Source organism: Idiomarina sp., from assembly GCF_019431395.1.
Lineage (GTDB): Bacteria > Pseudomonadota > Gammaproteobacteria > Enterobacterales > Alteromonadaceae > Idiomarina.
Genome location: NZ_CP080268.1, coordinates 384,916 through 409,345, shown reverse-complemented (window position 1 = coordinate 409,345; position 24,430 = coordinate 384,916). Strand labels below are relative to the sequence as shown.

The 24,430-nt window shown below is 50.5% G+C and carries 18 protein-coding genes and 2 pseudogenes; 16 read left to right on the top strand and 4 right to left on the bottom strand.

The features are described 5' to 3' along the window. Positions 1 to 8 precede the first annotated feature (8 nt). From KZ771_RS02070 to KZ771_RS02060, 3 genes are all read right to left on the bottom strand, one after another. Positions 9 to 839 carry a PHP domain-containing protein gene (locus KZ771_RS02070; protein WP_290654217.1) on the bottom strand — a complete coding sequence of 277 codons (831 nt, stop codon included), beginning with the start codon at positions 837 to 839 and terminating at the stop codon, positions 9 to 11. Next, the gene (locus tag KZ771_RS02065; protein ID WP_290654216.1) at positions 839 to 2,863 is read right to left on the bottom strand and encodes an NADPH-dependent 2,4-dienoyl-CoA reductase; all 2,025 of its coding nucleotides are present in this window, start codon (positions 2,861 to 2,863) and stop codon (positions 839 to 841) included. The genes KZ771_RS02070 and KZ771_RS02065 overlap by 1 nt, the downstream gene beginning before the upstream one ends. Positions 2,864 to 2,932: 69 nt before the next feature. Beyond that, entirely contained in the window at positions 2,933 to 3,685 is a 753-nt protein-coding gene (locus KZ771_RS02060; protein WP_290654215.1) for a hypothetical protein, read from the bottom strand. 126 nt (positions 3,686 to 3,811) lie between these two features. On the opposite strand from KZ771_RS02060, the gene KZ771_RS02055 reads away from it, so the two are divergent. The 11 genes and pseudogenes from KZ771_RS02055 (at position 3,812) to KZ771_RS14300 (ending at position 15,387) form a co-directional block, all read left to right on the top strand. Continuing rightward, complete coding sequence (locus KZ771_RS02055; RefSeq protein WP_290654214.1) at positions 3,812 to 5,350, top strand: carboxypeptidase; 1,539 nt, start codon at positions 3,812 to 3,814, stop codon at positions 5,348 to 5,350. 316 nt (positions 5,351 to 5,666) lie between these two features. After that, a complete protein-coding gene (locus KZ771_RS02050) occupies positions 5,667 to 7,277 on the top strand; it encodes an anthranilate synthase component 1 (protein WP_365996498.1) in 1,611 nt (536 codons plus the stop codon). Then, positions 7,277 to 7,906 carry a gamma-glutamyl-gamma-aminobutyrate hydrolase family protein gene (locus tag KZ771_RS02045; RefSeq protein WP_290654213.1) on the top strand — a complete coding sequence of 210 codons (630 nt, stop codon included), beginning with the start codon at positions 7,277 to 7,279 and terminating at the stop codon, positions 7,904 to 7,906. The genes KZ771_RS02050 and KZ771_RS02045 overlap by 1 nt, the downstream gene beginning before the upstream one ends. Beyond that, complete coding sequence (gene trpD / locus KZ771_RS02040; protein ID WP_290654212.1) at positions 7,903 to 8,916, top strand: anthranilate phosphoribosyltransferase; 1,014 nt, start codon at positions 7,903 to 7,905, stop codon at positions 8,914 to 8,916. Before KZ771_RS02045 ends, trpD begins: the two co-directional genes overlap by 4 nt. Next, positions 8,909 to 10,366, top strand: a complete 1,458-nt coding sequence (trpCF, locus tag KZ771_RS02035; RefSeq protein ID WP_290654211.1) for a bifunctional indole-3-glycerol-phosphate synthase TrpC/phosphoribosylanthranilate isomerase TrpF — start codon at positions 8,909 to 8,911, stop codon at positions 10,364 to 10,366. Before trpD ends, trpCF begins: the two co-directional genes overlap by 8 nt. Further along, positions 10,363 to 11,562 carry a tryptophan synthase subunit beta gene (trpB, locus tag KZ771_RS02030; RefSeq protein ID WP_290654210.1) on the top strand — a complete coding sequence of 400 codons (1,200 nt, stop codon included), beginning with the start codon at positions 10,363 to 10,365 and terminating at the stop codon, positions 11,560 to 11,562. Before trpCF ends, trpB begins: the two co-directional genes overlap by 4 nt. Further along, positions 11,559 to 12,359, top strand: a complete 801-nt coding sequence (gene trpA / locus KZ771_RS02025) for a tryptophan synthase subunit alpha (protein WP_290654209.1) — start codon at positions 11,559 to 11,561, stop codon at positions 12,357 to 12,359. Before trpB ends, trpA begins: the two co-directional genes overlap by 4 nt. 19 nt (positions 12,360 to 12,378) lie before the next feature. After that, positions 12,379 to 12,921, top strand: coding sequence for a septation protein A (locus tag KZ771_RS02020; protein ID WP_290571474.1), 543 nt, complete (start codon positions 12,379 to 12,381; stop codon positions 12,919 to 12,921). Then, positions 12,921 to 13,223: a YciI family protein gene (locus tag KZ771_RS02015; protein WP_290654799.1), complete on the top strand. Its 303-nt coding sequence runs from the start codon at positions 12,921 to 12,923 to the stop codon at positions 13,221 to 13,223. Before KZ771_RS02020 ends, KZ771_RS02015 begins: the two co-directional genes overlap by 1 nt. 8 nt (positions 13,224 to 13,231) lie before the next feature. Continuing rightward, positions 13,232 to 14,080, top strand: coding sequence for an alpha/beta fold hydrolase (locus KZ771_RS02010; protein WP_290654208.1), 849 nt, complete (start codon positions 13,232 to 13,234; stop codon positions 14,078 to 14,080). A 43-nt stretch (positions 14,081 to 14,123) separates the two neighbouring features. Next, positions 14,124 to 15,387 (top strand): annotated as a pseudogene (locus KZ771_RS14300) (MgtC/SapB family protein). Positions 15,388 to 15,563: 176 nt separating this feature from the next. Here the strand turns inward: KZ771_RS14300 and katG are convergent. Further along, positions 15,564 to 17,828, bottom strand: coding sequence for a catalase/peroxidase HPI (gene katG, locus KZ771_RS01995; protein WP_290654206.1), 2,265 nt, complete (start codon positions 17,826 to 17,828; stop codon positions 15,564 to 15,566). A gap of 409 nt (positions 17,829 to 18,237) precedes the next feature. Here katG and KZ771_RS01990 point away from each other — a divergent pair. The 5 genes and pseudogenes from KZ771_RS01990 to KZ771_RS01970 all read left to right on the top strand — a co-directional run. Then, positions 18,238 to 18,315 (top strand): annotated as a pseudogene (locus KZ771_RS01990) (hypothetical protein); the annotation flags it as partial. A gap of 62 nt (positions 18,316 to 18,377) precedes the next feature. Continuing rightward, positions 18,378 to 19,715 (top strand): methyl-accepting chemotaxis protein, encoded by a 1,338-nt coding sequence (locus KZ771_RS01985; RefSeq protein WP_290654205.1) that lies wholly within the window; start codon positions 18,378 to 18,380, stop codon positions 19,713 to 19,715. Then, complete coding sequence (locus KZ771_RS01980; protein WP_290654204.1) at positions 19,715 to 21,763, top strand: EAL domain-containing protein; 2,049 nt, start codon at positions 19,715 to 19,717, stop codon at positions 21,761 to 21,763. Before KZ771_RS01985 ends, KZ771_RS01980 begins: the two co-directional genes overlap by 1 nt. A 299-nt stretch (positions 21,764 to 22,062) precedes the next feature. Beyond that, positions 22,063 to 23,553, top strand: a complete 1,491-nt coding sequence (locus KZ771_RS01975) for a SulP family inorganic anion transporter (protein ID WP_290571464.1) — start codon at positions 22,063 to 22,065, stop codon at positions 23,551 to 23,553. 22 nt (positions 23,554 to 23,575) lie between these two features. Then, positions 23,576 to 24,427 carry a universal stress protein gene (locus KZ771_RS01970; RefSeq protein ID WP_290654203.1) on the top strand — a complete coding sequence of 284 codons (852 nt, stop codon included), beginning with the start codon at positions 23,576 to 23,578 and terminating at the stop codon, positions 24,425 to 24,427. Positions 24,428 to 24,430 lie beyond the last annotated feature (3 nt).

The following is a 24,430-nucleotide window of genomic DNA, read 5'->3' as shown; positions in this document are numbered from 1 at the left end:
CTCCTGAGTTAGGTGGGCGACCATGCACTCCATATTGGCACACAGTGTTCGGGCAGACAAAGGTTTTTGCCTAAATCGCGCCAGCCATTGGGATGATGAAAATCTGAACCTTGTGACGCTTTTAAATCATAATCGGCGGCAAACTCAGCCAACGCTTTACGATGCCCTTCGGGTTGCTGGCTAATACTCACTTCAATGCCATCCAGGCCCCAGGCTTTGGCTTCCTGACAGAGCTTGCGTAACCACTTATTTGATAGTTTATAAGCATGCGGATGAGCAAGTACCGCACTGCCACCGGCGGCATGGATCGCTGCTATCGCCGTTTCGATATCACACCACTGCGCCTTAACGTAAGCACTATTGCCTTTGCCGATATACCGATCAAAGGCTTGCTGCGGATGCTCGACAATGCCTTTTTCGACCATCGCATCGGCCAGGTGTTTGCGCGTTGGCATACCCGTTATGCGGCATTCTTCGCGGCTTAACATAACGGCACGCTTGGTCAGCTTATCCAACATTTGTGCAAAGCGCTGTTCGCGCGCCTGCTGTTGCTGTTGCAGCAAGTCATTCAAGCTTGCGTTGTCTAAATCGACGTTTAACGCCACCACGTGAATCTCGAACGCATGCCAACTGCAACTAATTTCGACACCAGTGACCAGTTGCAGCGGCAGCACATTACGCTGCAGATATTCAGTCGCAACGCGACTACCACTGAGGGTGTCGTGATCAGTAATAGCGAGCACATCCACCCCCCTCTCAACCGCACGCAACAGCAGTTGCTCAACACTTAACTGGCCATCAGAGTGATTAGTGTGGCAGTGCAAATCGTAGTGTGGCATTACAGCGCAGCAGCCAATTCTGTACCCTGGCGAATCGCACGTTTAGCGTCCAGCTCTGCCGCTACGTCCGCGCCACCAATCAGATGAACCGACTGGCCAGCGTCAACTAACTGCTGTTGCAGATCACGCATCGGCACCTGACCAGCACAAATCACCACGTTATCGACCTCTAGCACCATGGTTTCGCCGTCGCGTTCAATTTCAATGCCATTCTCAACTATGCGTTTGTAACTAACACCATTCCACATGTTCACGTTTTTACTCTTTAACTCGGCTCGGTGTACCCAACCGGAAGTTTTACCCAGGCCTTTACCGACTTTGGTTTCTTTACGTTGTAACAACCACACCTGACGTGCAGACGGTTCCGGCTGCTGCGGTTTTAAGCCACCACGCTGCTGATAATCTTTATCAATACCCCAACGCTCGGACCATTCCTGTTCCGCCACCGTTAGTGACTTATCGGTGGTGAGGTATTCTGACACGTCAAAACCGATTCCGCCGGCGCCAATCACAGCGACTTTTTCGCCTACCGGTTTATGGTCACGCAATACATCTAAGTAGCCCAGTACGTGTGGTAGCTCAATGCCGGGTAAATCCAGTCGTCTTGGCACCACACCGGTTGCCATAACTATCTCGTCGTAGTTACCCGCAACTAATCCGTCGGCCGATTGTGTTTGTCCCAGTTTGACGTTTACACCGGTATCTTTTAAGCGCTCACCAAAATAGCGTATGGTTTCGTAAAACTCTTCTTTGCCGGGAATTTGTTTCGCATAATTAAACTGCCCGCCAATTTCGCTGGCTTTGTCATAAAGATCGACCTGATGACCGCGTTCAGCGGCGGTACAGGCGAAGGCCAAACCCGCAGGACCGGCGCCCACTACGGCAATGCGTTTTTTCTGCTGTGCAGGTTTAACCACTAATTCGGTTTCGAAGCACGCTCGCGGGTTAACCAGACAGCTTGCACGTTTGTTTTCGAAAACATGATCAAGACAAGCCTGATTACACGCAATACAGGTATTTATTTTATCAGCCTGCTGACGCTGTGCTTTGTTAACAAATTCAGGGTCAGCCAATAACGGCCGCGCCATCGACACCATATCGGCCTGCCCTGATGACAGAATGGATTCTGCTATTTCCGGCGTATTAATGCGGTTAACCGCCACCACCGGCACCGTCAGTTCTCGCCTAACCCGTTCAGTAATCCAACTGAACGCGGCTCTGGGAACCGAGGTCACAATGGTAGGGACACGCGCTTCATGCCAACCGATACCGGTATTAATAATACTCACACCGGCTTTTTCCAGCGCTTTACCCAACTGCAACACTTCGTCCAGCGTGTGTCCGTCTTCAACCAGATCCAACATGGATAAACGAAAAACAATAATGAAGTTAGCGCCCACTTTTGCTCTCACTGCATTGACGATATCCAGCGCAAAGCGCATACGGTTTTCAAAGCTCCCGCCCCAATCATCGGTACGTTGGTTAGTTCGTGGACATAAAAACTGATTAATCAGGTAACCTTCAGAGCCCATGATTTCGACACCGTCGTAACCCGCCTTTTGTGCCAGCCGTGCCGCCCGCGCATAGTGCCTAATGGTGATTTTTATTTGCCCGTCGCTCATGGCCTTGGGCTTGAATGGATTAATCGGCGCCTTTATCGCGCTCGGTGCCATGCTAAAAGGGTGATAACTATAGCGTCCGGCATGCAGTATTTGCATACAGATTTTTGCACCATGCTGATGGACACGCTCGGTTACCTTGCGGTGCTTCGCCACGTGCCAGGGCTTAGACATTTCGCTGCCAAAGGGCGCTAAGCGGCCGCGCGTGTTGGGACTAATACCGCCGGTCACGATCAGCCCAACGCCGCCTTTTGCACGCTCTTCATAGAAGGCAGCTAGCTTGTCAAAGCCACCTTTTTCTTCCTCCAGACCGGTGTGCATTGAACCCATTAACACACGGTTGCGAATTTGGGTAAAGCCTAAGTCGAGCGGCTCAAAAATATGCGAATACGATGCTTGTGTCACAACAGCCTCTTTTTAAACGGGTGTTTGATTTTATCTACACTTTACGCCGAAAGGCAGGCTCGCTCAAGTTTAAAACGCCAATGCCTCGCGCATCAAAAAACGCGTCAACGCGGGTCCGTCAATCTGAATGTTGTCAGCACCCGATGACTGCCCTTGTCGCCATTGTCGTAACAGCTGTTCGATAATCGGGAAAATGAGCCCATCGACCTGGCCTTCGGTGCTACGCCCTTGGTTTAATTCGTTTAACTCCAGGCTGGGTACGTGAACGCTGGCAATGGGCTCGCCGCGGTCGAATAAGTTTATGGTGACATCGGTAAAACGTAGCGTCTGTAATTGCCAGTCGATTGCATTATCCAGTGATGCCAATGATGCCAGTGATGCCGGCTGAAAACGCACCGCCTGCTCTTGTATTTGCTCAATCAGCGTATGCAGGTTTGATTGCCCGGTAGCATAATAAGCCACCGTTAACTGCGCGCCACTCAGGCTGACTTCATTAATGCTGACTTGCCGCTGACCTAACACCTGCCAATTGCCCGACATACGAATGGTATCTGCAATGATCAGCTGATTTAACGGCTCTGACAGAGCCTCCACCCGCGTCGCTAACCTAACGTCATCAGCACTGAGCTCGTCAGTCAATGCGTTTACCTGCAGCTGCGCTAACCATAAATCTGCATTTAATTGATCTGCCGCCGAGCTTTGCAGCTGCTCTGCCAAACGCTGCGATACGCTCTGTTGCGCCGACACCGGCAACGCCAATATCAGCGTCAGGGCAAGCGACAGGTAGACCATGCCCAATAATTTCAAGTTAATTAACCGCATTGCACACTCATTTTCAGCTGCGTTTATTCCACATATCGTAAATCATCCGACAATAATCGCATAATCTTTGACGCCCACCTGTAAAACTTTGTTAATGTTAGACAACAAAAACACAGGAGAAACACCATGAAGACCTCGTTTGCTCTTATTGCCGGGCTGTCGCTGGCCGGTGCCATGTTGACGACGCCCAGCGTTAACGCACAGCAAAACATCAGCGAACACATGCGCCAAATACCGATAGAGACAACTTCGGTAACAGAAAGCAGTGTCGAAATTAACGGTGAAACGGTCGATTACACAGCAACGGCCGGAACATTACCGGTTTGGAATGACGAAGGTCACCCAACCGCGACACTATTTTATACCTACTATCAACGCGATGATGTTGACAACCGCGAAGAACGTCCAATCGTTTACTCATTTAATGGCGGCCCGGGCTCGGCATCCGTTTGGATGCACCTGGCCTACACCGGCCCTAAAGTTCTCAATCTGAGTGACGAAGGTTACCCGGTTCAGCCTTACGGCGTGCAGGACAACCCGCACTCTATTCTGGATGTTGCCGACATTGTCTTTATTAACCCGGTCAATACCGGCTACTCACGGGTATTACCTAACGAAGATGGCGAGATGCCCTCTAAAAAACAACAGCAAGAGATGTTTTTTGGCGTTAATGCGGATGTTGAGTACCTGGCAGAATGGATGACGACCTTCACCAGCCGTTACAACCGCTGGCAATCGCCTAAATTCTTAATTGGCGAAAGCTATGGCACCACGCGCGTATCCGGGTTAGCCAACGCCCTGCAAAACCGCCAATGGATGTACATAAACGGTGTTATCCTGGTTTCACCAACGGATATCGGCATAGACCGTGATGGTCCGGTAAAAGAAGCCAATCAATTACCTTACTTCACAGCCGCTGCGTGGTATCACGAGGCGCTGCCCAGCGACTTGCAGGAACGCGAACTATTAGACGTATTGGCTGAAGTTGAGGACTACACCTTTGACACCTACTTACCGGCGCTAGCTCAGGGTACGCGTTTACCGGATGCGGAACGTCAGCAGGTAGCGGCAACGGTTGCCCGCTATTCTGGTTTGTCTGAAGAGGCTGTCTTGTCCAATAACTTAGCGCCAAGCACCTGGTATTTCTGGAAGGAGCTACTGCGCGATCGTGACCGCACCATTGGTCGCCTGGACTCACGTTACCTCGGTATTGACGCCCGCCGCGCCGGCGACCGCCCAGATTATAATGCAGAGCTAACCTCATGGTTACACTCATTTACGCCGGCCATTAATTATTACTTGCGTGAAGAACTCAACTTTATTACCGACGTTAAATACAACATGTTTGGTCCGGTACATCCCTGGGATCGTTCAAATAACAATACCGGTGAACAGCTACGTGAAGCGATGGCAGCTAACCCTTACATGAATGTATTGATTCAGTCGGGCTATTTTGACGGCGCAACCAATTACTTTGATGCCAAATACAACATGTGGCAATTAGACCGTAGTGGCCTGATGAAAGATCGTATCTCGTTCAAAGGCTATTTTAGTGGCCATATGATGTACCTGCGTCGCGCCGACTTAGAAAAATCCAATGACGACTTACGTGAGTTCATTGGCAATTCACTGCCGGGTAAAGGCGTACCAGCAGAATATAAGTAAGACAATTAATCGGCAGCACCGACTTGACAAGCTAGCCAGTTCTGGTTAGTTTGTCATTTATTAAAGGCGCCTTGGGAACTATACAAGTTCATAGACAAGCGTTGAATTTATTGCAAAACGATGAGAACAACATGTTTACCAAAACTAACGTACAACATTGGTGGTGGCACATCTCGCAAGAGCGGGCTGTGACGTCGTGCGTGTAAAACACTCATCGTAATCGTTCAGAAACCCGCTCCATCGAGCGGGTTTTTTTATGTCTTCTCGATGGTGCGGAATTAATTAAAAGACATAATTTTTCGGGTGGAAGCAAGTTGTGAAGACGATTGATAATTCAAAATTAGGTAACCAAGGCAAAGTAGAGAGTATTCGGGTTCAAATTCCCTATCAAGCCGACACCGACAGCGTGTTTCGCTCGCTGTGCACGGTCGATGGGCGCCACTTGTTACTCGACTCAGCGGATATCGGCACTAAACGCGCGGTAAAAAGTTTACTGCTGATTGATTCTGCACTAACGATTACTTGCCGCGGGCAACAGGTGACGGTGCAGGCGGACAGCGATAATGGCCGCCAGTTACTCGATTTTTTAGCGGGTAACCTGCCCGACAGCGTTAACCTGGTCGCTGACACCCAGTCGTTAACATTGACCTTCGCCGCGCCGGCTAACAACTTAACCGAAGATCAGCGCCTTAAAGCCGTATCGAACGTCGAGCCACTGCGCATTTTGCAGCAACGGCTTGGCAAGGATAATGACGAAGCACGCCAGCACCCCTTTGCGGTATTTCTGGGGGGTGTTTTTGGTTACGACTATGTTGCCACTTACGAATCCTTACCTGAGGTACCCGCAGGCGACAACGACTGCCCCGATTACGTTTTTTACCTGGCTGAAACGCTACTCGTTATTGATCACGAACAGCATCGCAGTGAGTTACTCGGCAGCTTTTTTCGTGGCGCCGACGAACAATCCCGCTACCAGCAGTTAACGCAACGTATTGGCGCCATTGCGGCGCAGTGCCAGATGCCGGTCAGAGCGGATACCAGCGAGCGGCCGGCAAACCAAACCACCGAGTCGGTCGATGCAACGCCCTCGGCAGAGCAATTTAAACAACAGGTCGCCCAGCTTAAAGAACACATTCTGGATGGTGATATTTTTCAGGTGGTACCGTCACGACAATTCAAATTACCGTGTCAGAATGCGGTGACAGCCTATCAACAACTGAAAATCAATAACCCGTCCCCCTACATGTTTTTTATGAGTCACCCGGATTTTTGCCTGTTTGGCGCATCACCCGAGTCAGCGCTTAAATACGAACAGCAAACCAATCAGGTCGAGCTGTATCCGATAGCCGGTACGCGCCCTCGCGGTCGAAACCCCGATGGGTCGATTAACCTGGATATCGATGGACGACTCGAACTGGAGTTGCGGCTGGATCAAAAAGAGCTATCTGAACACTTAATGCTGGTCGATTTAGCCCGTAATGACCTTGCCCGCATTTGTCAGCCCGGCAGCCGCTATGTTGCGGACTTATTAAAAGTCGACCGTTACTCGCAGGTTATGCATTTAGTTTCGCGTGTTGTCGGTCAATTACGCAACGACTGCGATGCGCTGCATGCTTACCGCGCTTGCATGAATATGGGCACCCTAACCGGCGCTCCAAAAGTCAGTGCAGCCAGCTTGATTCGACAGGTCGAGCAACAAGGTCGCGGCAGTTACGGCGGCGCGGTAGGATACTTAGCCGGCAATGGCGATATGGATACCTGCATTGTGATTCGTTCCGCCTTTGTTAAAAACAATCAGGCCATCGTGCAGGCAGGTGCCGGTGTTGTGTATGACTCCGATCCTGATGCCGAGGTCGCCGAGACCGAGAATAAAGCCAAAGCAGTGATTCTGGCGATTCAACAGACACAAACAACGGAGGTTGCGTAATGACTGAACTCACTTATGCTCCCCGGATTGTGTTAATCGACAACATTGACTCGTTTTCCTACAACCTGGTCGATGAACTGGCACAGCTTGGCTATGAATTAGTGGTTTATCGCAACACCGTTGCTGCACAAACCATTATTGATGACCTCAGCGCTTACCCGGGCAAACAGGTTGTTTGCCTGTCACCGGGTCCGGGTCACCCGAGTAAGGCCGGTAACCTGATGCAGGTTATTAGCCATTGTCACGGTCGCTACCCCATGCTCGGCATTTGTCTTGGTTTTCAGGCGTTGATTGAATTTAATGGCGGACGAGTGGCGCGTTGTGGCGAGGTCGTGCACGGCAAAACGGCACAAATGAGCACCGTTGAGCATCCTATTTTTGATGCCGTCAGCAACAATCACCGTTGTGTTATTGCCCGTTATCACTCGCTCAGCGGTTATGACTTACCCGACACCATAGCGGTTATTGGACAGGTCAACAAAATTCCCATGGCAGCCGAATTTAACCAGGGCCAGGCGCTGGGTTTTCAGTTTCACCCCGAATCACTGTTAACACCCAAGGGCAAACAGCTTTTGGCCAATAGTATGCAATTTTTGCTCGCGCAGCAGTTACAGGATCAAGCCGTATGAACAGTTTAAATCAACTTTTAGAAGGTAAAACGCTGTCGCAGCAAGACAGCAAAGGTTTCTTTCAACGTCTGGTTAAGGGCGAACTTAACGATACCCAAATCAGTGCTGCGCTGGTAGCAATGAAAATGCGCGGCGAGACGCCGGCAGAGTTGGCAGGCGCCGCAGAAGCGGTACTGGATGTCTGTAAGCCCTTTAATCGTCCCGATCAGGTCGTTGTCGATAGCTGTGGTACCGGCGGCGACGGTAGTAATACCATCAATATTTCCACCACCGCTGCACTGGTTTCTGCCTCCATGGGCCTGTGTGTTGCTAAACACGGCAACCGCAGCGTGTCATCGCGGTCGGGCTCTGCCGATGTACTGGAAAGCCTGAAGCTACGCACCAATTTGGATCCGCGTGATGCCGCGACTCAACTTGCGGAAAACCATTTTTGCTTTTTGTTCGCACCGCATTATCACCCCGGTATAAAATACGCCATGCCGGTGCGTCAGACGCTGAAAACACGTACACTATTCAACTTGATAGGACCACTGGTCAACCCGGCTCGTCCCGATGCACAGTTGCTGGGGGTTTACAGTCCGGAATGGGTTAAACCGATGGCAGAAACGCTGCAGCGGTTGGGGGTTAAACGCGCCATGGTTGTGCACGGCAGCGGCCTTGACGAATTAGCATTGCATGGCCCCAGCCAGGTTGCCGAACTCAACAACGGTGAGTTAAGTGAGTACAGGCTAACGCCGGCCGACTTTGGCTTAAACGAAGCGCCGTTAAGCGAACTTAAAGGCGGTGACGCCGACTTTAATACGCGTGCGTTGCAACAGGTTTTGCGGGGTAAAGCAAGTTCTGCGCAAACCCAGGCGGTTGCCATGAATGTTGCCGCCATTCTTTACCTGGCCGGCCAACACAGCGACCTCAAATCTGCCACCGAAGCGGCCCTGGCGCACATCCATAGCGGTGTAGCAAGCGAACACCTTGAGCGGGTACAACAGGCACAGGAGACGTATCATGTCTGAGAATGTATTACAGCGTATTGTAGATGATAAGGCACAGCAAAATGCCGAACTCGCGGCCCGCTACCCGATAGCCAGCTACAAAGACCAATTGCAGCCGAGCGACCGTAGTCTTTATGACGCGCTGTCGCGACCCGAGGCCGGCTTTATTCTGGAATGTAAAAAAGCATCACCGTCGAAAGGACTGATTCGGCCCGATTTTAACCCGGTCACTCTGGCGCGTGCATACCAGCCCTATGCCGCTGCTATTTCGGTGTTAACCGAGCCCGACTATTTTCAGGGTAGCCTTGACTATCTGACAGCGGTGCGCGCTTCGGTACATCAACCGGTGTTATGTAAAGACTTTTTTGTCGACGAAGAGCAGGTTTATCGAGCCCGATATTTTGGTGCCGATGCCGTATTATTGATGTTGTCGGTACTCGACGATGCCCGGTATCAGCGCCTGGCAAAGATAGCCGACGCGCTTAACATGGATATTTTGACGGAAGTTGCCAGCGAACAGGAAATGCAACGTGCGGCTAGTTTGGGAGCCAGTATCATCGGTATTAACCACCGCGACCTGACTAACCTGACGATTAATCCGCAACGCAGTGCGGAACTGGCACCATTGGCACCGGCAAATGCACTGTTAATTGCAGAATCCGGTTTTTCGTCGCATCAGGACATTCGTCACGTCGCACCACACGTGAATGGCTTTTTAGTCGGCAGCGCACTGAGCGCGCAAAATGACGTTGACGCCGCCTGCCGTTCATTAATTTTTGGCGACAACAAAGTTTGTGGCCTAACCCGTGCCGAAGATGCCTTAAATGCAGCAGTGGCAGGCGCCCGTTATGGTGGCCTGATATTCGCCGAGCGCTCACCACGCTGTGTTGATACGGCGCAGGCGCGGCAGGTGATGGCTGCTACGCAAGACTTGCGGTATGTCGGCGTATTCTCAGATCAACCTTTAAATGAAGTGGCGCAAACGGCGCTGGACTTGCAGTTGTATGCGGTGCAACTACATGGCCACGAGGACATCGACTACGTTAGTCAGCTGCGCCAAAAGCTTAAGCTTGCCGGTGCAGAGCACATTCAATTATGGCAGGCCATCCGAGTCGACAGCGCCGCCGATTTGAATCATTTACCTCATGCTGACCGTATTGACCGGTTAGTGCTGGATAACGGCAACGGCGGCACCGGCAAAACCTTTGACTGGTCGGCACTTGAACAACTCGGCCTGGGCCAGCGCCAGCGCTGCTTACTGGCTGGCGGCATCAGCCCGGACAATGTGGCCAGCGCCCTTGTCTGCGGTGTAGCCGGGGTGGACAGTAGTTCAAAATTAGAAGTTCAGGCAGGCGTAAAAGACGCCGCCAGGATTCAGCAATTATTTTCCGAAATTCGTCGCTACGGTCGTTTTGCTAGTTCAGAACACCACAACGACACCCATTTTACCCGTACTCAGGAGGCTGTATGAGTCGCACATTTCCCGCCTATTTTGGCGATTTCGGTGGCCAGTTTGTACCCGAAATTCTGTTGCCTGCATTAGATCAGCTCGAACAGGCCTTTGTGGATGCGTTAGATGACGAAGAGTTTCAGGCTGAATTTCGTGGTCTGCTGAAGAATTACCTCGGCCGGCCGACACCACTGAGCTTATGCCGCAATCTGCCGCTAACGTCGCCGAATAACACAAAAATTTATCTGAAACGCGAAGATTTACTACACGGTGGTGCCCATAAAACTAACCAGGTTCTGGGTCAGGCACTGTTGGCCAAGCGCATGGGTAAAACCCGTATTATCGCCGAAACCGGTGCCGGTCAACATGGCACTGCCACCGCCCTTGCCTGCGCGTTGCTTGATCTCGAATGTATTATTTATATGGGCAAAAAAGACGCGGAACGGCAGCAGCCTAACGTTTTCAGAATGGAATTAATGGGCGCTAAAGTGGTGCCTATTGATACTGGTAGTGGCACCCTCAAAGACGCCGTTAACGAGGCTTTGCGTGACTGGACTGCCAGCTACCCAAATACCCACTATTTACTCGGCACCGCTGCCGGCGCACACCCGTTTCCGACTATTGTACGCGAGTTTCACCGTATGATTGGCGAAGAAGCTAAAGCACAAATCATTGAGCAAGCCGGACGTTTGCCCGACGAAGTGATCGCCTGTGTCGGCGGTGGTTCAAATGCCATTGGCATGTTTGCCGACTTTATCGACGAACAAGACGTCGCCCTGGTTGGCGTAGAGCCTGCCGGTAAAGGCGTAGAAACTGCTCACCACGGCGCTACCCTGACCGCCGGCAAACCGGGTATATTACATGGCTGCATTTCGTTTTTGATGCAGACTGACGAGGGTCAGATCGAGGAGTCTTACTCCGTTTCCGCCGGGCTGGATTACCCCGGCGTCGGCCCACAGCATGCGCATTTAAAAGCTATCGGACGCGCGCGCTATGAATCCGTCACTGATGACGAAGCGCTGGAGGCATTCCAGTTATTGTCTCGCCATGAGGGTATTATCCCGGCACTGGAGTCAGCTCATGCTCTGGCCTACGCACTAAAACGTGCGGCTGAGCCCGATGCACCCGAAATTCTGTTACTTAATTTATCCGGCCGTGGTGATAAAGACATCGACCATGTCCGTAAAATTTTTGCGCAACAGGAGGCGCAGTCATGAGTCGATATGAATCGATGTTTGCCCAACTTAAACAAAACGGCAAAGGCGCATTCGTCCCTTTTGTAACCATCGGCGATCCCAATCCGCAACAAAGTTTGGCGATCATTAAAGCGTTAATCGATGGTGGCGCTGATGCGCTGGAGCTGGGACTGCCGTTTTCTGATCCCGTCGCCGACGGGCCGGTAATCCAGCGCGCCAACCTGCGCGCGTTAGATGCCGGCACCCGATTTGACGACATATTAACGATTTTACGCGAAGTTCGCGCCTATGCACCGGATATCCCCATTGGTTTGTTGGTTTATGCAAACTTAATTTATGCCAAAGGCGCTGAAAATTTTTATGCCAAAATGCAGGATGTTGGCGTCGATTCGGTACTGATCGCCGACGTTCCCACCAAAGAAGCCGCTCGTTTTGCCGATATTGCCAAACAGCACCAGATTGATGCCGTGTTTATCTGCCCGCCCGATGCCAGCGACCGATTGCTGCAACAAGTCGCCGAAAATTGTTCGGGCTATGTGTACTTATTAAGTCGTGCTGGGGTAACCGGCGCCGAAACGCAAATGCAGGCACCTGCTTCTGAGCTAATCGATAAACTTGCAGAACATGGCGCACCGCCGGTGTTACTGGGCTTTGGTATTTCACAACCAGAGCATGTGCAAAAGGCGCTGGGCGCAGGTGCCCATGGTGCTATCAGTGGCTCGGCAGTGGTTGCCATTATCGAGAAAAACCTCGACAATGAAGCGCAGCAAACCGAACAACTTAAGCAATTTGTCGCGCAGATGAAGTCTGCCACCTAAGTAGTCGTAGGAGAATTAGATGGCCCTGGTATTAGAGTATTTGCCAATCATTGCATTTTTTGTGTTCTATAAATTGGCGGATATTTATGTCGCCACCGGCGTTTTGATGGCCGGTACGGTGCTACAAATACTGGGGCTGAAACTACTGAAACAGCCCGTAACCAACCGCCACTGGATCATTTTAGGGGTGGTGATGGTGTTCGGCGCAGTCACGCTTTTTTTGCGCGATGACTGGTTTATTAAGTTAAAAGTATCGGTGGTTTATGTCGCTATCGCCGCGCTACTACTGGGTGGCTTGTTATGGAAAAAACGCAGTCCGCTACAAGCCATGATGGGCAAAGATATTAAGCTACCTGAACACGCCTGGAACAAATTAACTTACGCCTGGATTATTTTTTGTGGTGCGTTGGCAGCGTTGAATCTGTATATCGCTGAATATTGGAGCCAGGAAGCCTGGGTAAACTTTAAGGTCTTTGGCATTCTCGGTATTACCCTGGTGTTTACTATCGGCACCGGCGTGTACATGTATCGCCATGCAGAACAGGAAGAGCAAACACAATGATGTGGTTCGTTATTTTTGCCGAAGATCATGAAAACTCACTGGAAGCCCGTAAGCAGGCGCGACCTGATCATCTGGCCCGGCTTAATGCGCTGCAGCAGGACGGGCGCTTGTTAGTCGCCGGCCCCTGCCCTGCCATTGCCGAGAAAGATCCCGGCTTACTGGGCTTTACCGGCTCAGTGGTGATTGCTGAATTTGATTCGTTGCAACAGGCGCAGCAATGGGCTGACGAGGATCCTTACTGGGCGGCCGGAGTTTATAGAAAAGTCACCGTTAAGCCATTTAATGCTGTTCTCCCTAATTAATAGCTGCCATGCAAAGTATTGAATTGACGGCCAACGACCGTTATGTGCATTGTGTTCGCTTTGCGCCCCAGTCAACCCCCATAGCAACCGTGGTTATTGCCGCGGCATTGGGTGTTAAGCAACGGTTTTATCAGCCATTAGCAAAGTGGCTGAGCGAACAGGGCTATCGCGTTATTACCTTTGATTATTACGGCATTGGCCAGTCACTGGATAAACCGATACAGCAAATTGATACCGATATCTTTGCCTGGGCAGAACAGGATATTGATGCGGTGTTAGCTTATGCTGCCGAGTGCAAGGGCGAACAACCCTTGTTTTATCTGGCACACAGTTTAGGTGGGCAACTGCTGGCACTGGCAGATAACGCAGTACACATCGATAAAGTCGTCACGGTAGCCAGTGGTACCGGCTATTGGCGTAATGCCAGCAAACAGGTGCGCCGCACGTCCTGGTTGCTGTGGTACTTTGCAGTGCCCATTTCAACGCCTATTGCGGGTTACTTTCCGGGTAAAAAACTCAGAATGGTTGGCGACATGCCGGCTAATGCGATGCGTCAATGGAGCCGCTGGTGTCGCAGTAAAGATTATTTATTCGACCACCTAACGCCGGAGCAAGCCAAGCGCTACCGGAACTTCACCGCGCCTATTCAGGCTTTTCACGTAAGCGATGACGAGCTATTAAAGCGCGAAAACATCGAAAACCTGCTGGCTCACTACCCCAATGCCCCTTCGACATTGATTGACCTCACCCCGTCAATGACACCGTTAAAAGGTATTGGCCACTTCAATGCATTTCGGCGTGAATTCCAATCCAGTCTTTGGCAAAACTATTTGCTTCCCGCACTGCACCTCGATTAAAGTCGACTAATACATAGATTCGAACCGCGGTTAAGGACAAACCATGCACTATCAGTTGGAGCTGGCATTATCGTTGCTCGCTGCTTTGGCTATTGGCCTGATGATTGGTATTGAGCGCGGCTGGAGCGGCCGCGATAGTAACGACGGCGATCGCGTCGCCGGTGTACGCACCTTTAGCCTTATAGGCCTGGTTGGCGGCGTCTTTGCGGTGTTGGGGCAAGAGTTTGGTAATGCACTGATCATCACCGGTTTTGTCGTCACTACCTTGTTAATCGCGGCATCCTATCTGGGCCACACCCGAATGTCAGATGACTCCGGCATTACCACTGAATTTTCGATGCTGATAACCTTTGCGCTGGCGGTGTGGGCAGCCTCTGACCATCCATTACCTGCGCTTAGTGTCGCCGCCGTGGTGGTCGCTTTACTCGGCCATAAACAACGTTTGCACGCGCTATTGCGCAAAATTTCACCTCAAGCCTTTTACTCCGGCATTACCTTGCTATTAATCTCCATCGTTATACTGCCGTTGCTACCCAATCAGGGATACGGCCCATGGCAGGCGTTAAACCCTTACTGGACATGGTGGATGGTGGTCCTTATTTCGGGGCTATCCTTTGTCGGTTATTTGTTTACCCAGCTGTTGGGGCAAAACCGCGGTACCCTCATCACTGCCATTGCCGGTGGCCTGGCGTCATCGACCGCGGTCACCGTTACCATGGCGCGTTTCGCGCAAAAGCAACAAGGCAATACCCTCGACGCCGTCGCTATGCTGTTGGCTTCTGCTGTTCCCGAGGGTATTGATCGAAGTGTTTGTGGTCAATCGCGCTTTACTGGCCAGTGTGTGGCTGCCGGTGGTAGTCATGCTCACCGGCCTATTGCTCGTATTGCTATGGCTAAGACGCGAACAGCAAAAAAATGGCCATCACGATGCACCAGAGCTAGAGCTTAATAATCCGCTGCAGTTATCAACGGCGTTAAAATTCGGCCTGTTTTTAGCACTGATATTGCTGCTGGCTGAAGCCATGAAAGATTGGTTTGGTGATGCGGGGGTTTATAGTTTGGCACTTGTATCCGGCTTGATGGACGTCGATGCCATAACGCTGTCGTTGGCTAAATCCGCACAAACCGATTTATCGCACAACGTCGCTGCCTTGGCTATCGTGCTTGCCTGTGCCAGTAATACAATATTAAAAGGCGTGTTATTTGCCAGTATTGCAGGCTTTAAAAATAATGCCCGTATTGCGGTGTTAATGGCGCTGGGCGTTTCGCCGGGAATTGTCACTGCGCTGATCCAATTGGCGGTTTAAAAAGTAATCAATAAGTGAATGGATTGTTTTTTTCTCTCTGACAACCTGTGGCGTAGTAATTTTGTCACATTACCGAGGTAGTATTTACCTCGTCAAAACAATCCACTCCCTGGATTAGACCTATTCGCCCCTCACCGTTTGTGAGGGGCTTTTTTATGCTCTTGAGCAATCAGTTATTAAGACTTATTCAAGTCGAAACGGTCTAACTGCATGACCTTAGTCCAGGCCTGAACAAAATCTTCGACAAACTTCTCTTTACTGTCATCCAGTGCATAGATTTCAGCAACTGCACGCAGTTCCGAGTTTGAACCAAAGATTAGATCGACCGTTGTTGCGGTGTATTTCTGTTCACCACTGGCGCGGTCACGTCCAACAAAAATAGACTCATCCTCTTCTGACTTAGACCATTCGGTATCCATGCTTAGCAAGTTAACGAAATAATCATTGGTCAGCGTGCCCGGTTGGTCAGTAAATACACCATGCTTCTGACCTTTGTAGTTGGCGTCTAATGCACGTAGCCCACCAATCAGGACGGTCATTTCCGGTACGGTCAGATCCAGCGTATCCGCCTTATCAACCATCATTTGTGCCGGATTCAGACGACTTTCTTCACTGTAATAGTTACGGAAAGCATCAGCTGTTGGCTCCAGGAACGAGAACGAATGCTCGTCTGTCATGTCTTGTGTGGTATCGTTACGACCGACCACAAACGGAACCTCAATCTCATGGCCTGCATCAGCCGCTGCTTTTTCGATTGCCGCTGCGCCTGCCAGCACGATGGTATCCGCCAGCGATACTTGTTTGTCTCCGGATAAATCGTCGTTAAAGTCAGTGCGAATGTCTTTTAGTTCCGCCAATACCCGCTTCAGTTCGTCCGGATTATTAGCTTGCCAGTTAATTTGTGGTTCTAACGCAATACGTGCACCATTAGCGCCACCACGTAAATCGGTCGCACGGAAGCTTGATGCTGCGGCCCAGGCCGTACGCACCAACTCTTGCACTGTTAAACCAGAATCCAGGATACGCTCTTTCAGGTCAGCTACGTCATTGTCGTCAATCAGGGTATAGTCGATTTCAGGGATTGGATCCTGCCACATAAAGTCCTGTTGCGGAGCTTCGTCACCCAGGTAAACCGCTTTCGGACCTAAGTCACGGTGGGTCAGTTTAAACCAGGCACGAGCAAAGGCTTGTTCAAATTCTTCCGGGTTTTCTTGGAAGCGTTTTGAAATTTTGCGGTACTCAGGATCAAATTTCAGCGACAAGTCGGTAGTGAACATGATTGGCGCTGAACGTTTGCCTTCGACGTGCGCATCAGGAACCAAGTTTGATGCCTGGCCGTCTTTCGGAATCCATTGAATGGCTCCAGCCGGGCTGCGCGTTTGTTCCCATTCAAAGTTAAACAGGTTGTTCAGGTACTGCATGGTCCATTGGGTCGGTGCAGCAGACCAAGCGCCTTCTAAGCCACTGGTGATGGTATCTTCAGCATTACCCTTGCCACAGTTGTTTTTCCAGCCCAGGCCTTGTTGCTCGACCGGCGCGGCGGCAGGCTCTGCTTCTAAACACTCTTCGGGGCTGTGCGCGCCATGTGCTTTACCAAAGGTATGGCCACCGGCAATCAGTGCGACCGTTTCTTCGTCGTTCATTGCCATGCGGGCGAATGTGTCGCGGATGTCTTCTGCCGCTAACAACGGATCCGGGTTACCGTTAGGTCCTTCCGGGTTCACATAAATTAGCCCCATTTGCACTGCAGCAAGCGGATTGTCTAATTTGCGATCGCCTTTATAGCGATTGTCACCCAGCCATTCCGACTCAGGTCCCCAATAAACAATGTCCGGTTCCCAGGCATCCTCACGACCACCGGCAAAACCAATCGTCTTAAAGCCCATGCTTTCCAGTGCAACGTTACCGGTTAGGGTCATCAGGTCACCCCAGGAAATCGCACGACCGTACTTTTGCTTGATTGGCCATAACAAACGACGCGCTTTGTCCAGACTCACGTTGTCCGGCCAGCTGTTTAGCGGTTCAAAACGTTGTTGCCCGCCAGAACCACCACCGCGACCGTCTTGCACACGATAAGTACCGACACCATGCCAGGCCATACGAATAAAGAACGGTCCATAATGACCCCAGTCGGCCGGCCACCAATCTTGTTCGGTGGTCATCAGCTCTTCGATGTCCGCTTTTAACTGTTGCAGATCGATTTGATTAAAGGCCTCGGCGTAGTCAAAGTCCTCGTCTAACGGGTTTGATTCCGGGCTATGCTGACGCAATGGCTCCAGGTTGAGTTTATTGGGCCACCAGAAGCTGTTTTCCTTAGCTTCATTCATGTTTTTGTTGACGTGATAGGAATGTTCACCCTGCGCGTTAGCCACGCCCGAGGTCATCGCCATAGAAACCGCCAGCGCAACCGCCGACAGCATCGGTATTTTTGTTTTCATCATGGTTTAAAACCCTTTCGTTAATTGTGTTCATTACAACAACGTTACAGCAGCGCATATACTATAGACGACCTACAAAAATATGAGACATCGGAATTCATTGGAAAAACAGATTGTCTTAATCGAAACTTTGTAACGTTTATACCTCCCAAACTACGGCGAGTTAGTCCCTGGCAGGCGTTAAGTCGTCATCGTTTTTACCTAACCCAAAACCACTTATTAAAAGAACATTATGAATGCATCTAAAATATTGTGATACATTGCCGATCAATTGCTAAAAGTAAAGTGATTCAGATCTAAAATAGGAAATCGGCCTTTGAGAAATAATCACCCCGTCACGCAAAACGAGTATCGTTTTCCTGATCATCAGCGCTTAATTTCATCCACCGATAAGCGCGGCCACATACAGTATGTGAACGATGCCTTTATCGAGGTGAGTGGTTTTACTCGCGATGAGCTGATTGGCCAACCTCACAATATTGTTCGCCACCCCGACATGCCACCCGCTGTTTACCAGAATATGTGGCAGACCATTAGCAAGGGAAACCCTGGATGGGACTGGTTAAAAATCGTCGCAATAATGGTGATTTTTATTGGGTTAGTGCCTATGTCACGCCTATTTTTGAAGGCAGTGCCATCTGTGGTTATGAGTCTGTTCGTGTGTTGCCGACCGAAGCTCAAAAGCAACGCGCCGATCGCGTCTATCAGCGTTTGCGCAACGGCCATGCGCCGTTTTCTGCACTGCAGTTTGCACAATACTATGCAAAACAATTAATGCCGATATGGCTGCCTGCGCTGCTTGGCATGCTGGCGGCATTTTTTATCGCCGGTTGGCCGGCTGCATTAACGCTGCTTATTACCGGTTTAGTTATTTGCGTCAGTACCTGCTGGCATCATGAAGCATCATTTAAAGAACTAATTGAACTGCGTCCTGATGCCTTTACCAATAATAAAGTCGTTGCCTATACCTATTCCAAAGATGGCGGCGCTAAGGCGCAGCTCGAAATGATGATTTTGAGTGAAGCGGCCCGTTCCCGTACCGCGATTACCCGGGTCGAGGACTCGGTTGCAACGCTTGACTCAATAGTGCGTGCCACCCGCGAGCAGGCGAACGCCAGTAACACCTTGATAGAAGAACAGAACAGTAAGACGCAGGACGTGGCTTCTGCGATCAACGAAATGTCCACTTCTATCCAGGAAGTAGCCGATAGTGTTGAAAACAATGCCGAAAAATCCGAGTCCGCAGCACGTAACGTCGACACCGGCGTGGAAGTCGCTGCACAAGCCTTACAAGCCATTAACCAACTCAACGAGTCGGTGGCTACCATTGCCGAAACCGTCGAAGAGCTGTCTGTGTCGACCGATGAAATTGGCAAGGCCGCTGACCTGATTACCGCAATTGCTGAACAGACGAATTTGTTGGCCCTTAACGCTGCCATCGAGGCCGCCCGTGCAGGCGAGCATGGCCGCGGCTTTAGTGTGGTTGCCGACGAAGTTCGGACACTGGCAACTCGCACTCGGGACTCAACGGATAGCATTCATAAAATCATCGAAAATTTGATGCAAAAAGCGCAAAATGCCGTACAAGTTTCGCAACAAGGCGAACAAGCCGCGCAGCAAGGCGTGCAAATGGTTGGCAAAACCGAGAGCGCGTTGGAAGAAATTCGCCAGGCGGTTGCTTCTATCAACGACATGACGATTCAAATGTCATCGGCGGTTGAGGAGCAAAGCAATGTCGCCGAACATATTAATCAGCAGGTGACTGATATTGCCGACAGTTCACGTACCGCCAGCGAAAACGCCAACGAAACATCTATATCCAGCGAGCGGTCGCAGTCAACAACGGATGAACTCTATAAACTCATTCAACGTTTTAGTAGCAAACATTAATGAACAACAGTCGTACCTGGCCGGTTACCGCCGAACAATTACTGAAACAAACCGAAGTACTGACCGACAGTGGCTCCTGGTGTCTGGATTTAACCTCCAATCAATTGCAATGGAGCGAACAAACTTACGAGTTGTTCGAGCGCGATATTAATCAACCGGTTACGCTCGAAGAGGCCATTAATTACTATCCGGAACCGCACCGAACCAGCGTTGCAGATGCTATTACGCGGGCAATGACGTCGTTTGTGCCCTGGCAACTGGAAGCAAAAATTATTACCCAACAAGGCCAGCCCAAATGGGTTAGAACTTGTGGCGCCATCTATAAGACCGATGACGGTAAACCCTATTTATTTGGTTCAGTTCAGGATGTTACCGCCAATCACGAGAGCGTCGACCAACTCAAACAGCGCACTGATGCGTTAAACGCGATTCTCGATAATCTGCTGGACGGCGTCATCACCATTGACGAGCGCGGCATTATTCAGGCCTTCAGTCGACCGGCAGAACGCATATTTGGCTATACCGCCAACGAAGTTATTGGCAGAAACGTTAAAGTATTAATGCCTGAACCTTATGCCCGGGAACACGACGGTTACCTGGATAATTACCTGAGCACCGGCAAACGAAAAATCATTGGTATCGGCCGGGAAGTGCAGGCTAAGCGCAAAAACGGCTCGGTGTTTCCTATCGACCTCGCGGTTTCAGAAACCGATACGCCCGATGGCAAACGTTTCATTGGCATGGTTCGTGATATTACCGAGCAAAAACAGACCGCCGAGCACATTGAGTTTTTATCCTACTTTGACCGCCTTACCGGCCTGCCTAATCGTGTGCGCTTACTGGATCAGCTCGAACACTGGCTGGCAGAGGCCGATGCGACAATAGCCTACCTGAACATTGACTATTTTCGGCGCATTAATACCGTGTTTGGTGAGTCAGCCGGTGACGAGGCTCTTCAGCAGGTAGCTTCAAGAATTAAAAAAGGCGTGTTGAGTGACGCCATCGTTGCTAAAGATCTGGGTGATCGCTTTATTATTGCCTGTCGGCAACCACCCTGTACTCCAGAGGGCAGCCTGGAACGAATGCAGAATCTATTAGCGGCAATAAGAGCGCCTATGCAACTGCGCAATGGTACCCGTATTCATCTAACCGCAAGTATTGGCGTCGCCTTTGTCGAGCAAAACAAAAGCGCCAGTGACGCGCTGCTGAATGCTGAATCAGAGCTGGAAACGGCGCGAGCTAACGGCCGTGACCAGCTGCAACCCTACCGCAATAAAATGATCTCGTCGATTCAGCAAGATTATCAGATAGAGAGCGCACTGCGGCACGAGCTGGAAAATATCGAGGCCGGCAAAGCTACCGGCTTTGAGTGCTGGTTACAGTCCAAAGTTGACCACTGCTATAACGTTGCCGGGGCCGAAGCATTAATTCGCTGGCGTCATAACGATAACCTGATTCGACCCGATGAGTTTATTCCGGTTGCCGAGCGGCTGGGCTTAATTGTCCCTATCGGGGCGTGGATGTTAAAGCAGGCCGCTGACGTGATAAATACAACCGGGTTGCCGATTGCAGTCAACGTCAGCCCTAAACAATTTTTGCACGAGGACTTCGTTGCCACGGTCGTTGATACCTTGCGCGATGCTGATGCACCCACACATTTATTGTTTATCGAAATTACCGAAAACCTGCTACTGCATGATCACGAGGCGGTAACCGGTGTTATGAAGCAGCTTAACCAGTTAGGCGTCAACTTTTCTATTGATGACTTTGGTACCGGTTATTCCAATTTACGCCGCTTGCAGCTGTTACCGGTAACCGAGCTTAAAATTGATCGAGAATTTGTACAGAATGCGTTTGAAAGTCATCGCGACCGCAACTTGCTGGATTCAATGATCCTGATGGCTCGTCATATGCGTTTGTCTATCGTTGCCGAGGGCGTCGAAGAAAAGCGTCAGGCGGATTACCTGCGCGATAGCGGCGTTGACCAACTGCAAGGTTTTTACTTTCACAAACCCAGCCCGATAAGCGAGTGGCTCAAGACGTTTTAACAGTGCTTAAAAAATAGCCAAAGTTTTACTTTTGAGCCGTATCGCTGTATTATCCGCGCGAATTTCGATTTTTACACCTTTTCTGGTTTGTTTTAGCCAGTAACGGTTTACCAACTAAAGACGCATCAATCATGAGCCAGCAAATTGCTAATAACAATTTGATTACGCCACCCTAGGCGCCCTCTCCTTTTCGCCTCGCAAAATGGTCTCATGCATTTGATTGCGTGGCTCAGTGCTACGCGCAAAAAACCTGACTAGTTTACTTTCTGATTTTTAATCGAGCTGGAATCCGTCTATCTATGTTTAAGTATTTAAAAGAGCATTGGTTCTTTAACACCAAAAATGACCTCCTATCAGGGATTGTGGTTGCACTGGCCCTGATCCCGGAAGCTATCGCGTTTTCTATTATCGCCGGCGTTGACCCTAAAGTTGGTCTGTATGCCTCGTTTTGTATTGCCGTAATTATCGCTATTGTGGGTGGTCGACCGGGCATGATTAGTGCTGCAACCGGCGCCATGGCGTTGTTAATGGTTACCCTGGTCCGGGAACACGGACTGGAGTATCTGCTAGCGGCCACCTTGTTAACCGGTGTGCTGCAAATCGTCGCCGGCTACCTTAAGTTGGGTGAGCTCATGCGTTTTGTCTCGCGCTCGGTTGTTACCGGCTTTGTTAATGCGCTGGCGATTCTGATTTTTATGGCACAGTTACCCGAATTAACCAACGTAACCTGGCATGTATATGCCATGACTGCGGCAGGGCTTGGCATTATTTATGGCTTCCCATACCTTCCGGTAATCGGCAAAGCCGTACCTTCACCGCTGGTCTGTATCGTTACCTTAACCATTGTTGCCGTTGCACTGGGTCTGGACATCCGCACGGTCGGCGATATGGGTCAATTGCCGGATACATTACCGGTATTCTTGTGGCCGGACGTGCCGCTCAACTTAGAAACACTGTGGATTATTTTACCCTACTCCATTGGTCTAACCGTGGTTGGTTTGCTTGAATCCATGATGACCGCAACCATCGTCGATGACCTAACCGATACCAGCAGCGATCGCAACAAAGAGTGCCGTGGTCAGGGTATCGCCAATATTGGCGCCGGACTGTTCGGCGGTATGGCCGGTTGTGCGATGATTGGTCAGTCGATTATTAACGTTAAATCCGGTGGCCGTGGTCGCCTGTCAACGCTGACCGCCGGCGTGTTCTTGCTCATTATGATTTTAGTGCTGGACCAGTGGCTTAAGATCATTCCAATGGCGGCGCTGGTTGCGGTGATGATTATGGTATCCATTGGTACCTTCAGTTGGGGATCGATTCGCGATCTGAAAAAACATCCGCTCTCTACTAACATCGTTATGGTCACCACCGTGGTCGTAGTCGTCGCCACACACAACCTGGCTATTGGCGTTGCTGTCGGGGTATTGCTGGCTGCGCTGTTCTTTGCCAACAAAGTCGGTCATTACATGCACGTGCGCTCAACCATTGATAACGATGGCACCACGCGCCGTTACGACGTTATCGGGCAGGTGTTCTTTAGCTCCTCAGAAAAGTTCATTGCTTCATTTGACTTAAAAGAAGCCGTTGATAACGTAGTGATTGATTTAACCCATGCCCACTTCTGGGATATTACTGCCGTTGATGCGCTGGATCGGGTGGTGGTTAAATTCCGCCGCGAAGGTGCAGAAGTCGAAGTCATTGGTTTAAATGAAGCTAGTGCCACCATTGTTGATCGCTTTGGTGTACATAATAAAGCCAACGCCGAAGATATTCTTGACGGCGGCCATTAGCACTCGAAACAAGGAGAACACTATGAGTAACGTAATTGCATGTATCGATGGTTCGAGTGCTATGGCAGCGGTCGTTGAGTCGGCAGCCTGGGCTTCGTCACGCTTAACCGCGCCGCTGACGTTATTACACGTTATCGAAGAAGGGCACGCCAGTGCCCGGCAAGACATGACCGGTAATATTGGTCTTGGCAGCCGGGAAAAATTGCTGGAGGAGCTAGCAGAACTGGATGCTAAGAAAGGCAAACTATTGTTAGAGCACGGCCATCAGTTACTTGACGAAGCCAAGCGTCAAGTACTGGAAAAAAGCCCGGTGACTGACGTGGCGATGCGCCAGCGCCATGGCGAATTAGTTGAGTCGCTGTTAGCGTTAGAGCACGAAACACGCTTACTGGTAATGGGCACTCACGGTGAAGATCATGGTGATGGTTCACATATTGGTAGTCAGCTTGAAACCGTATTGCGCCGTGTGCACAAACCCATTCTGCTGACACCTGATACTTTTGCTGCGCCCCAGTCTGTCATGTTGGCCTATGACGGCAGCGCGTCGACTAAAAAAGGCATCGAACTGCTGGCTAAAAGTCCTGTATTCAGCGGGTTACCGGTACACGTTGTGATGGTGGGAGCCGAGTCCGACACCAATAAAGCAACCTTAGACTGGGCACGCGATGCGCTGCAGCAAGGTGGTCATCAAGTTGAAACCGCCATTGTAGCAGGCGACGTCGAACCGGCGTTGCATCAGTATCAGGATAAAAACGATATTGGCATGATGGTAATGGGTGCTTACGGTCACTCCAAAATTCGTCAGTTTTTAGTCGGTAGCACCACAACCGCTATGATCGAAGCGAGCAAAACACCACTACTCATCTTACGGTAAGGA